6 protein-coding genes are annotated in these 12,001 nt (G+C 69.4%); 4 read left to right on the forward strand and 2 right to left on the reverse strand.

Annotated features, from left to right (window positions below; translation table 11 throughout):
• Positions 1 to 275 precede the first annotated feature (275 nt).
• Positions 276 to 3,095, forward strand: coding sequence for a preprotein translocase subunit SecA (gene secA / locus ACHBTE_RS16240; RefSeq protein ID WP_394724572.1), 2,820 nt, complete (start codon positions 276 to 278; stop codon positions 3,093 to 3,095).
• Between the two features lie 258 nt (positions 3,096 to 3,353).
• Here the strand turns inward: secA and ACHBTE_RS16245 are convergent, their stop codons facing one another.
• On the reverse strand, positions 3,354 to 4,031 hold the full coding sequence (locus ACHBTE_RS16245; protein ID WP_394724573.1) for an Rv3235 family protein: 678 nt from the start codon (positions 4,029 to 4,031) through the stop codon (positions 3,354 to 3,356).
• Positions 4,032 to 4,361: 330 nt separating this feature from the next.
• On the opposite strand from ACHBTE_RS16245, the gene ACHBTE_RS16250 reads away from it, so the two are divergent.
• Complete coding sequence (locus tag ACHBTE_RS16250; protein WP_394724574.1) at positions 4,362 to 4,877, forward strand: DUF6912 family protein; 516 nt, start codon at positions 4,362 to 4,364, stop codon at positions 4,875 to 4,877.
• A 78-nt stretch (positions 4,878 to 4,955) separates the two neighbouring features.
• Positions 4,956 to 5,621 (forward strand): HAD family hydrolase, encoded by a 666-nt coding sequence (locus ACHBTE_RS16255; protein ID WP_394724575.1) that lies wholly within the window; start codon positions 4,956 to 4,958, stop codon positions 5,619 to 5,621.
• A 75-nt stretch (positions 5,622 to 5,696) separates the two neighbouring features.
• Here ACHBTE_RS16255 and ACHBTE_RS16260 read toward each other — a convergent pair whose 3' ends face one another.
• A complete protein-coding gene (locus ACHBTE_RS16260; protein WP_394724576.1) occupies positions 5,697 to 6,263 on the reverse strand; it encodes a DJ-1/PfpI family protein in 567 nt (188 codons plus the stop codon).
• Between the two features lie 723 nt (positions 6,264 to 6,986).
• Here ACHBTE_RS16260 and ACHBTE_RS16265 point away from each other — a divergent pair.
• A complete protein-coding gene (locus ACHBTE_RS16265) occupies positions 6,987 to 11,924 on the forward strand; it encodes an NAD-glutamate dehydrogenase (RefSeq protein ID WP_394724577.1) in 4,938 nt (1,645 codons plus the stop codon).
• Positions 11,925 to 12,001 lie beyond the last annotated feature (77 nt).

The raw sequence follows: 12,001 nt of genomic DNA on the forward strand, positions 1-12,001 counted from the left end.
TGCTGGGCAGCCAACTGCGAGCGCCAGCATTTACGAGCCGGCGAGCTGTGCGCTGGGTGAGCGAGTGATCGCGGTTCGCACAATTCGCTCGCGGAACGCGGCACCATCCGCGACCCCCGGCCGTTGTCCCTTTGACGGAGATTTGAAGCAGCGGACGGTCGGCGTCCCCGGCAGGCTCCCGGCGTGGCAGGGTCCTCGCATACGATGGCCGTTGCTCAGTCAAGTCAAATGGAAACCGACCGTCCCAGGCCCGACCGGCAAGGAGACCAACCCCCGTGTCCGTCCTCTCGAAGATCATGCGTGCAGGCGAAGGCAAGATCCTGCGCAAGCTGCACCGCATCGCGGACCAGGTCAACTCCATCGAAGAGGACTTCATCGACCTCTCCGACGCCGAGCTGCGAGCCCTGACCGATGAGTACAAGCAGCGCTACGCGGACGGCGAGAGCCTGGACGACCTGCTGCCCGAGGCCTTCGCCACGGTCCGCGAGGCCGCCAAGCGCGTGCTCGGACAGCGGCACTACGACGTCCAGCTGATGGGCGGCGCCGCCCTCCACCTCGGTTACGTCGCCGAGATGAAGACCGGTGAGGGCAAGACCCTGGTCGGCACGCTGCCCGCGTATCTGAACGCCCTTTCCGGCGAAGGCGTCCACCTCATCACGGTCAACGATTACCTGGCCGAGCGCGACTCCGAGATGATGGGCCGCGTCCACAAGTTCCTCGGCCTGAACGTCGGCTGCATCCTCGCGAACATGACGCCAGCCCAGCGCCGTGAGCAGTACAACTGCGACATCACTTACGGCACGAACAACGAGTTCGGCTTCGACTACCTGCGCGACAACATGGCCTGGTCCAAGGACGAGCTCGTCCAGCGGGGCCACAACTTCGCCATCGTCGACGAGGTCGACTCCATCCTCGTCGACGAGGCCCGTACGCCGCTGATCATCTCCGGCCCGGCCGACCAGGCCACCAAGTGGTACGGCGACTTCGCCAAGCTGGTCACGCGCCTCAAGCGCGGCGAGGCCGGCAACCCGCTCAAGGGCCTGGAAGAGACCGGCGACTACGACGTCGACGAGAAGAAGCGCACCGTCGCCATCCACGAGGCCGGTGTCGGCAAGGTCGAGGACTGGCTGGGCATCGACAACCTCTACGAGTCGGTGAACACGCCGCTCGTCGGCTACCTGAACAACGCCATCAAGGCGAAGGAACTGTTCAAGAAGGACAAGGACTACGTCGTCATCGACGGCGAGGTCATGATCGTCGACGAGCACACCGGCCGTATCCTCGCCGGCCGCCGCTACAACGAGGGCATGCACCAGGCGATCGAGGCGAAGGAAGGGGTGGACATCAAGGACGAGAACCAGACGCTCGCCACGATCACCCTCCAGAACTTCTTCCGCCTCTACGGCAAGCTCTCCGGCATGACCGGTACGGCGATGACCGAGGCCGCCGAGTTCCACCAGATCTACAAGCTCGGCGTCGTCCCGATCCCGACCAACAAGCCGATGATCCGCAAGGACCAGTCGGACCTGATCTACCGCACCGAGGTCGCCAAGTTCGACGCGGTCGTCGACGACATCGCCGAGAAGCACGAGAAGGGCCAGCCGATCCTCGTCGGCACGACGTCCGTCGAGAAGTCCGAGTACCTGTCGCAGCAGCTGAGCAAGCGCGGCATCCAGCACGAGGTGCTCAACGCCAAGCAGCACGACCGTGAGGCGACGATCGTCGCCCAGGCCGGCCGCAAGGGCGCCGTGACCGTGGCCACCAACATGGCCGGCCGCGGTACCGACATCAAGCTCGGCGGCAACCCCGAGGACCTCGCCGAGGCCGAGCTGCGCCAGCGCGGCCTCGACCCCGAGGAGCACATCGAGGAGTGGGCCCACGCCCTCCCCGCCGCCCTCGAGCGGGCCGAGCAGGCGGTCAAGGCCGAGAAGGAAGAGGTCGAGGAGCTCGGCGGCCTGTACGTGCTCGGCACCGAGCGGCACGAGTCGCGGCGGATCGACAACCAGCTGCGCGGTCGTTCCGGCCGCCAGGGCGACCCCGGCGAGTCCCGCTTCTACCTCTCCCTCGGCGACGACCTGATGCGCCTGTTCAAGGCCCAGATGGTCGAGCGCGTGATGTCCATGGCCAACGTCCCGGACGACGTGCCGATCGAGAACAAGATGGTCACGCGCGCGATCGCGTCCGCCCAGTCACAGGTCGAGCAGCAGAACTTCGAGACCCGTAAGAACGTTCTGAAGTACGACGAGGTCCTCAACCGCCAGCGCGAGGTCATCTACGGCGAGCGGCGCCGCGTACTGGAGGGCGAGGACCTGCACGAGCAGGTCCAGCACTTCATGGACGACACGATCGACGCCTACGTCGGTGCCGAGACCGCCGAAGGCTTCGCCGAGGAGTGGGACCTGGACCGGCTGTGGGGTGCCTTCAAGCAGCTCTACCCGGTGAAGATCACCGTCGAGGAGCTGGAGGAGGCGGCCGGCGACCGGGCCGGACTGACCGCCGAGTTCATCGGTGAGTCCATCAAGGACGACATTCACGAGCAGTACCAGCAGCGTGAATCGCAGCTCGGCTCCGAGATCATGCGCGAGCTGGAGCGTCGGGTCGTCCTGTCGGTGCTGGACCGCAAGTGGCGCGAGCACCTCTACGAGATGGACTACCTCCAGGAGGGCATCGGCCTGCGCGCGATGGCGCAGAAGGACCCGCTGGTCGAGTACCAGCGCGAGGGCTTCGACATGTTCACCGCCATGATGGAGGGCATCAAGGAAGAGTCCGTCGGCTACCTGTTCAACCTGGAGGTCCAGGTCGAGCAGCAGGTCGAGGAGGTCCCGGTCGAGGACACCAAGCCCGTGGCCGACCTGGAGAAGAAGGACGCGGTGCCGGCGCAGGCGGGTGCGCGTCCCGAGATCCGCGCCAAGGGGCTCGAGGCCCCGCGCCGGCCCGACCGGCTGCACTTCACCGCTCCCAAGGTGGACGGCGAGGGCGACATCGTCGAGGGCGACTTCGACAACGGCGACGAGCCGGTGCGTTCCGAGGCCGACGGCCTCACGCGCGCGGAGCGGCGCAAGCAGTCGCGTGGCGGGCGGCGCCGCAAGAAGTGACGCCGGGCGGTGACGCCGGGCGGTGACGCCGCGACAGGGGCGTAGCGTCGTTCGCCGTGGAGACGGACGGACAGCGCCGGTGCCTGCGGCGTTCTGGTGGCTGGAAGGGCCGGGCCTCCTCCGGGGGGCTCGGCCCTTCGCTTTTGCGCGGTGCGTGAGTGCGTCTCGGTGTCCGTGTGCGGCTCGGCGTGCGAGTACATCGAGTGCGTCTCGTGTCCGAGTGCGTCAAGTGGGCGGGTGCGGCCTCCCTGGTGGTGGTCAGGTGGCGTTCGTGGCGGGGTGGCGTCGGCCGCCCAGTTCCACTGCCGTGCAGCGCCAGCGCAGGTCCCCGCCCTGTTCCAGGCGGAACGCCATGGCGCGCAGCTGGTCGCCGGCGCCGATGCGGGCGAAGGCCTCGATGGCGCCCGGGCGGGGCTCGAAGTAGCCGATGTCGCGGACCACCGGGCGGGTGCCGCGGGTGCGCAGGGGGCCGCGCTCCGCGAGCCAGGCGAGCTCGTCGTAGGCGCGGCCGGCGGTGTGGCGGAGCATCGAGTGGACGGGGCGCTGGCCGCTCAGGACGAGGAGCAGACGGTCGGCGAAGACGTCGGTGGGGCGAGGCGGCGGAAGGGGCCTGAGGGGCGTCCTGGAGGGGGCGGAGTGGGCTTCGTGTGCGGAGGGGCTCGTGGTGCGCCGCGTGGCGGCTGGGCGGGCGTGGGGGGCTGAACTCGGCGCTTGCGATGTGCCCGCATCGACGACATCGACGGCGACAAGGGTGGTGGCGTAGGTGCTCGCCTGCCGCGTGGGTGCCGTCGGCCGTGGAGCGGTGGGCGGTGCCGTACGGGACGTGGTGCTGTTCGGGGTGCGCGGTGGGGTGCCGCCGGGGCGGCGGGTGTCTCGGCGGCCCGGCGGGCGGGTGCCGGGGCGGTGCTGGGCGGCCCTGGTCATGACCTTGTTCATGGAGTCCCCGTTCCGTGAGCCCGATTGATACCGGGCGGTAACTTCGTGGTCCGGTGATCTTGTACGGGCTTCAGGGGCCCGGCAGCAAGGAAGCCGAGGGCCGGGCCGGGCCCTAGGAAACTTCACTTATCCGGGTGATGGAGGGGGTCGTGAGGCCATGCTGACGGGGGTGTTCCGGGTGACTTCGTGGAGCGGAGTGGACGCCCGGGGAGGGGGCTGTGGGGACTCGAAAGGGGACACGCGCACGTATCCTGAAGGCCGTCCGGGAGGTGCGGGGCCCGCCCTCTCCGGGTCCTTGCGGAGACCTACGAACAACGAAAGCGGTCGGCCATGCGCGTCTACGTCCCCCTGACCCTCCCCGGCCTCGCCGAGGCGTACAAGACGGGCGGGCTGGGGACCGGGCCGCTTGTCGCGTACGCCGTCACGCCCGGCTTGCGTGAGTGGTATCTCTCCGACGACATCGAGGAGTTGGAGTACGCGGCGCTGAACCGGGCCGCGCTGGCGTCGCTGCGGCTGTTGGCGAAGGACGCGGAGGCCGTGCGGCGCCGGGTCGTGCTCGCGGTCGACGTGCCCGACGGGGCGGCGGTCGCCGATCCGGACCGGGGGCTGGATCCGTCGGCGTTGGGTGAGGTGCGGATCGCCGGGGGCGTGGCGCTGGGCAAGGTGGCTTCCGTGCATGTCGACTCGGGCGACGCGGAGGCGGATGTGGCGTCGGCCGCCGGGGCGCTGGAGGCGGCGGACGACGGGGACGACGACGCGCAGTTCGTCGTGGACGGGGCCGAGGATCACGAGCTGCTGTGGTTCGCGACCCAGGAGATCCCGAACCTGGTGGGGCTGGGGGACTGAGGCGCCGGCCCTGTGGCCCCGTAACCCGTTGACCTGCTGTTCTCATGATTGTCAGTGGGGCCGGGTACGGTTTTTGGCATGGGGAAGCACGTAGGGGCGCACATCGTCTGGGACTGGAACGGGACGCTGTTCCACGACAATGACGCGATCATCGGGGCGACGAACGCGGCGTTCGCCGAGCTGGGGCTCGAACCGATCACGCTGGAGCAGTACCGGTCCATGTACTGCGTGCCGGTGCCGAAGTTCTACGAGCGGTTGCTGGGGCGGCTGCCGACCGATGCCGAGTGGCTGGTCATGGACGAGACCTTCCACCGGTACTACACCGAGCACCGGGTGAGGTGCGGGCTCACCGAGGGTGTCGCGGAGCTGTTGATGACTTGGCGGTCGGCGGGTCGCAGCCAGTCGATCCTCAGCATGTACGGGCACGAGGATCTCGTGCCGCTGGTGCGGGGCTTCGGTATCGAAGAGCACTTCATACGCGTCGACGGGCGGACCGGGCCGTCCGGGGGCAGCAAGGCCGAGCACATGGTGCGGCACATCGAGGCGCTGGTGAGCGTGGATCCCACGCGTACGGTGGTGATCGGGGACGCTGCCGACGATGCGGTGGCGGCGCTGCATGTGGGTGCGCGGGCCGTGCTCTACACCGGGGGGTCGCACAGCCGGGCGAGCCTGGAGCAGGTGGGCGTGCCGGTGGTGGACACCTTGGGGGAAGCGGTCGCGGAGGCGGAGCGGCTGGCGGCGTAGCCGGGCCGGCTGGGCAGCGCGGGGCCGGGCGCGCAGGCAGCGCCCGGTGGTGCATCGTGCGTGGGGCCGTGGACGTCAGGTCACCGGTGCCTTCGCCCGCAGCACTGTCAGGAACTCTCGCATCCAGCCGGGGTGGTCCGGCCAGGCGCGGGCGGAGACCAGGGTGCCGTCGACCACGGCCTCGGCGTCCTGGAAGGTGGCACCCGCTGCCTGCATGTCCAGCTCCAGGGCGGGGTACGCCGTGACGCGGCGGCCGTGGAGGCTGTCGATCGCGGCGGTGAGCAGAGGGCCGTGGCAGATCTGGGCGACGGGTTTGTCGGCGTCGAAGAAGGACTTGAGGATCTTGCGGAGTTCGGGGTCGTTGCGGAGGTACTCGGGGGCTCGTCCGCCGGGGATGACGACGGCCGCGTAGTCGCCGGGGTCGACCTCGGCGAAGGCCAGGTCGGCGGGCCAGGTGTAGCCGGGTTTCTCGGTGTAGGTGTCGAAGCCGGGTTCGAAGTCGTGGACCACGAACTGGAGCTGCTTGCGGGTGGGGGCGGCGATGTGGACGTCGTAGCCCTCTTCGCGGAGGCGCTGGTAGGGGTAGAGGACCTCCAGTGACTCCGCGGCGTCACCGGTGACGATGAGGATCTTCGCTGTCATGTCCTGCGCTCCTCTTCTGGCGGGGGCTGCTCTTCTGCCGGGGGTCCGCGCCGGCGTCGGGCCTCTTGGGCAACGTGCCTCGGGGACGGCAGCCTGCCAAGGGGGCGAGTGGCTGGGAAAGGCCGACCACGGCGGTGGCCGGTTCCAGTGGCTCACGGCTGTTTTCGGACACGGCCTCGCTCCGAATGGCCTGCTTTCGGCGCCGACGGCTGCTCGACAGCCCGCCTGGCTCTCCATCCAGGCTCTCCCCCGGTGCCCGGACCCCGCCAGTTACGCCTTGACCGCCCCGTTTGCCCCTGTGCAGAACGTCAAAGTTCGACCCCAGGTTTTGTACACATACGGCTCATGACGGGCCCCCTGTAAGGAGCGATAGCCTTAGTGGCGTGATCAGCGCGATAGCTCGCGGGGGCACCGTTGCCCCCGCCCTGCGCCCGGAGAGCACGGACGACATCCGTGACCGGGCGGCGATCGCTGGTCTTCGCGGGCGGGACAGGGGTCGAAGGGCTCCCGGGGCGCCATGCGCATCCCGGGCCCGATCGCCGCAGAGAGCGGCGTCACACCCCGTGGGCAGCTCAAGAATGGCTCATATGGCCCCGCTCGTCTCACCTCGCGGCATAGCGTCGAAGCAGACCGGACACCCCGCGTCACGGCGTTACGTCCGAGGGGAAGAGACCGTACATCCTTCAACGTCACGCAACGGCGCGCGACAGGAGCCAGAGGACAATGCAGACCAAGCTGGACGAAGCCAAGGCCGAGCTGCTCGAGAGGGCCGCCCGGGTAGCTGAGAACAGCCCGGTCGGGGGGTACCTACCGACCGGGAAGACGGACGAGAGCACGCCCGGCACCCCGGACCACGACGCCGTGCTCGCGTTCCTCCAGCGCTACTACCTGCACACCGCACCGGAGGACCTCACCGACCGCGACCCGGTCGACATCTTCGGAGCCGCTTTCTCGCACTACCGTCTGGCCGAGAACCGCCCCCAGGGCACGGCCAACGTGCGGGTGCACACGCCCACCGTGGAAGAGAACGGGTGGACCTGCAGCCACTCCGTGGTCGAGGTCGTCACCGACGACATGCCCTTCCTGGTCGACTCCGTCACCAACGAGCTGACGCGGCAGGGGCGCGGGATCCATGTGGTCATCCACCCGCAGGTCCTCGTCCGCCGCGACGTCACCGGCAAGCTGATCGAGGTCCTTCCGGCACCGCCCGCCGGCGGGCTGCCGCACGACGCGCACACCGAGTCCTGGATCCACGTCGAGATCGACCGTGAGACCGACCGCGCCGACCTGAAGCAGATCACCGCCGACCTGCTGCGCGTCCTGTCCGACGTCCGCGAGGCCGTCGAGGACTGGAGCAAGATGCGGGACGCGGCCCTGCGCATGGCCGACGAACTGCCCGCGGAGCCCCACTCCGACCTGCGCGAGCAGGAGATCGAAGAGGCCCGCAATCTGCTGCGCTGGCTGGCCGACGACCACTTCACGTTCCTCGGCTACCGCGAGTACGAGCTGCGCGCGGACGACTCGCTGGCCGCCGTGCCCGGCACCGGCCTCGGCATCCTGCGCTCCGACCCGCACCACACCGAGACCGACAGCCACCCCGTCAGCCCCTCCTTCGAGCGGCTGCCCGCCGACGCCCGGGCCAAGGCGCGCGAGCACAAGCTCCTCATTCTCACCAAGGCCAACAGCCGGGCGACCGTGCACCGGCCGTCGTATCTCGACTACGTCGGTGTGAAGAAGTTCGACGAGAACGGCGAGGTCGTCGGTGAGCGGCGCTTCCTGGGGCTGTTCTCCTCCGCCGCCTACACCGAGTCCGTCCGCCGTGTCCCGGTCATCCGGCGCAAGGTCGACGAGGTGCTGGAGGTCGCCGGGTTCTCGCCGAACAGCCACGACGGGCGCGACCTGCTCCAGATCCTGGAGACGTACCCGCGCGACGAGCTCTTCCAGACCCCGGTCCCCGAGCTCCAGCGCATCGCCACCTCCGTCCTCTACCTCCAGGAACGCCGCCGGCTGCGGCTCTACCTGCGCCAGGACGAATACGGCCGCTACTACTCCGCGCTCGTCTACCTCCCGCGCGACCGCTACACCACCGGCGTACGGCTGCGGATCATCGACATCCTCAAGGAGGAGCTCGGCGGCACCAGCGTCGACTTCACCGCCTGGAACACCGAGTCGATCCTCTCCCGGCTGCACTTCGTCGTCCGCGTCCCGCAGGGCACCGAGCTGCCGCACCTCAACGAGCTGGACAAGGAGCGCATCGAGGCACGCCTCGTCGAGGCCGCCCGCTCCTGGGCCGACGGCTTCGCCGACGCGCTGAACGCCGAACTCGGCGAGGAGCGCGCCGCGGAACTGCTGCGCCGCTACTCGGGCGCCTTCCCCGAGGGCTACAAGGCCGACCACGGCCCGCGCTCCGCGGTCTCCGACCTCGTCCACATCGAACAGCTCACCGACGAGGACAACTTCTCGCTGAGCCTGTACGAGCCGGTCGGCGCCTCCCCCGAGGAGCGGCGTTTCAAGATCTACCGCAAGGGCGCGGCCGTCTCCCTCTCCGCCGTCCTGCCGGTCCTCAGCCGGCTCGGCGTCGAGGTCGTCGACGAGCGGCCGTACGAACTGCGCTGCTCCGACCGCAGCGTCGCCTGGATCTACGACTTCGGCCTGCGCATCCCCAAGTCCGCGGGCGGCGCCGGTGACTACCTCGGCGACGACGCGCGCGAACGGTTCTCGGAGGCCTTCGCCGCCACCTGGACCGGCAAGGCGGAGAACGACGGCTTCAACGCCCTCGTGCTGGGCGCCGGGCTGACCTGGCGGCAGGCCATGGTCCTGCGCGCGTACGCGAAGTACCTGCGTCAGGCCGGCTCCACCTTCAGCCAGGACTACATGGAGGACACCCTCCGCAACAACGTCCACACCACCCGGCTGCTCGTCTCCCTGTTCGAGGCGCGGATGTCGCCCGACCGGCAGCGGGCCGGCCACGAGATCGTGGACGCCCTGCTCGAAGAGGTCGACGCGGCGCTCGACCAGGTGGCGAGCCTCGACGAGGACCGGATCCTGCGGTCCTTCCTCACCGTCATCAAGGCGACCCTGCGGACGAACTTCTTCCAGGAGGCGACGGGCGGCGCGCCGCACGACTACGTCTCCATGAAGTTCGACCCGCAGGCCATCCCCGACCTGCCGGCGCCCCGCCCGGCGTACGAGATCTGGGTCTACTCGCCGCGCGTCGAGGGCGTGCACCTGCGCTTCGGCAAGGTCGCGCGCGGTGGTCTGCGCTGGTCCGACCGGCGTGAGGACTTCCGCACCGAGATCCTCGGCCTGGTCAAGGCACAGATGGTGAAGAACACCGTCATCGTGCCCGTCGGCGCCAAGGGCGGCTTCGTCGCCAAGCAGCTGCCCGATCCGAGCGTGGACCGGGACGCCTGGATGGCCGAGGGCATCGCGAGCTACAAGACGTTCATCTCGGCGCTGCTCGACATCACCGACAACATGGTCGCCGGCGAGGTCGTGCCCCCGGCCGAGGTGGTCCGGCACGACGAGGACGACACCTACCTCGTCGTCGCCGCCGACAAGGGCACCGCGACCTTCTCCGACATCGCCAACGGGGTCGCCGAGCAGTACAACTTCTGGCTCGGTGACGCCTTCGCCTCCGGCGGCTCGGCCGGCTACGACCACAAGGGCATGGGCATCACCGCCCGGGGTGCCTGGGAGTCCGTCAAGCGGCACTTCCGCGACATGGGCGTGGACACGCAGAGCGAGGACTTCACGGTCGTCGGCATCGGCGACATGTCCGGTGACGTCTTCGGCAACGGCATGCTGCTCAGCGAGCACATCCGCCTGGTCGCCGCCTTCGACCACCGGCACATCTTCATCGACCCGAACCCGGACGCCGCCACCTCCTACGCCGAGCGCCGCCGCCTGTTCGAGCTGCCCCGCTCCAGCTGGGAGGACTACAACACCGAGCTGCTGTCGGCCGGTGGCGGGGTCTTCCCGCGCAGCGCCAAGGCCATCCCGGTCAACGCGCACATCCGCGAGGCGCTGGGCATCGAGGGCAAGGTCTCCAAGATGACCCCGGCCGACCTGATGAAGGCCATCCTCCAGTCGCCGGTGGACCTGCTGTGGAACGGCGGCATCGGCACTTACGTCAAGGCGAGCACCGAGTCGAACGCCGACGTCGGCGACAAGGCCAACGACGGTATCCGCGTCGACGGCGCCGACCTGCGCGTCAGCGTCGTCGGCGAGGGCGGCAACCTCGGGCTGACCCAGCTCGGCCGGATCGAGTTCGCGCTGCACGGCGGCCGGATCAACACCGACGCCATCGACAACAGCGCGGGCGTGGACACCTCCGACCACGAGGTGAACATCAAGATCCTGCTCAACGGCCTGGTCGCCGAGGGCGACATGACCGTCAAGCAGCGCAACAGGCTGCTCGCCGAGATGACCGACGAGGTCGGCCGGCTGGTGCTGCGCAACAACTACGCGCAGAACACGGCGATCGGCAACGCCCTCGCGCAGTCCGGTTCCATGCTCCACGCCCAGCAGCGCTTCATGAGGCACCTGGTCAGGGAGGGCCACCTGGACCGGGCGCTGGAGTTCCTGCCCACCGACCGCCAGATCCGCGAACGCCTGGCCGCCGGGCACGGCCTGACCGGCCCGGAGACGGCCGTCCTGCTGGCGTACACGAAGATCACGGTCGCCGAGGAGCTGCTGGACACCTCGCTGCCCGACGACCCGTACCTGAGCACGCTGCTGCACGCGTACTTCCCGACCGAGCTGCGCGAGCAGTTCCCGGAGCATCTCGTCAGCCACCCGCTGCGCCGTGAGATCACCACGACCGTGCTGGTCAACGACACGGTCAACACCGGCGGTACGACGTATCTGCACCGGCTGCGCGAGGAGACCGGTGCCTCGCTGGAGGAGATCGTCCGGGCGCAGACCGTGGCCCGCGCGATCTTCCGCTCGGCGGCCGTGTGGGACGCGGTCGAGGCCCTGGACAACAAGGTCGAGGCCGAGGTCCAGACCCGGATCAGGCTGCACTCGCGCCGCCTCGTCGAGCGCGGCACCCGCTGGCTGCTCAACAACCGGCCGCAGCCGCTGGCGCTCGCCGACACGGTCGACTTCTTCGCCGACCGGGTCGAGGAGGTCTGGGCGCAGCTGCCGAAGCTGCTCAAGGGCGCGGACCTGGAGTGGTACCAGCAGATCCACGACGAGCTGACCGGCGCCGGCGTTCCGATCGAACTGGCCACCCGGGTCGCCGGGTTCTCCTCGGCCTTCCCGACGCTGGACATCGTCTCGGTGGCCGACCGGATGGGCAAGGACCCCATGGACGTCGCCGAGGTCTACTACGACCTCGCCGACCGGCTGCGCATCACCCAGCTCATGGACCGCATCATCGAGCTGCCCCGCGCGGACCGCTGGCAGTCCATGGCCCGTGCCTCCATCCGTGAGGACCTCTACGCCGCCCACGCGGCGCTGACCTCGGACGTCCTGGCGGCCGGCAACGGCACCGCGACTCCCGAGCAGCGCTTCAAGACGTGGGAGCAGAAGAACGCGGCGATCCTCGGGCGGGCACGCACGACGCTCGAGGAGATCCAGGGCTCCGAGGCCTTCGACCTGGCCAATCTGTCGGTGGCGATGCGGACGATGCGTACGCTGCTGCGGCAGCACTCGTGAGCCGAGCCGGCGAAGCGCAGGCCGCGGCAGCGGCGTAAGCCGCGGTAGGCCGCGTGGCTCGTCGTAGGCCGTACGAG

The organism is Streptomyces sp. M41 (assembly GCF_043673425.1).
Lineage (GTDB): Bacteria > Actinomycetota > Actinomycetes > Streptomycetales > Streptomycetaceae > Streptomyces.